Origin of the sequence: Staphylococcus gallinarum (genome assembly GCF_000875895.1) — a bacterium.
Classification (GTDB): Bacteria; Bacillota; Bacilli; order Staphylococcales; family Staphylococcaceae; genus Staphylococcus; species Staphylococcus gallinarum.
In genome coordinates this window covers 1-252 of sequence record NZ_JXCF01000058.1, presented here as the reverse complement: position 1 = coordinate 252, position 252 = coordinate 1, and the positions used below count along the sequence as shown (strand labels likewise).

The following is a 252-nucleotide window of genomic DNA, read 5'->3' as shown; positions in this document are numbered from 1 at the left end:
TGTCCCTATCACTGATGACGGTAGATTAAGTGCAAAAGAAGTTGTAGGGAATAAAAAGGCGTTAACAGCGTTTCAAGATAGATTTAACGAATATGTTAATCAACGTGGGTATGATTTGGACCGAGGACAATCAAGACAAGTTACAAATGCTAAACATGATCAGGTAAACCGATATAAGCAAAAAACAGAATATCATAAGCAAGAATATGAGCGTGAGAGCCAAAAATTAAGCCATATACAACAAAAAAGCAG

Annotated in this window: 1 protein-coding gene; it reads left to right on the top strand. The window is 35.7% G+C overall.

Annotated elements, in window-relative coordinates; translation table 11 throughout:
• Window positions 1–252: plasmid recombination protein (locus SH09_RS12905; RefSeq protein ID WP_200888859.1), on the top strand; the 252-nt coding region annotated here is incomplete at both ends.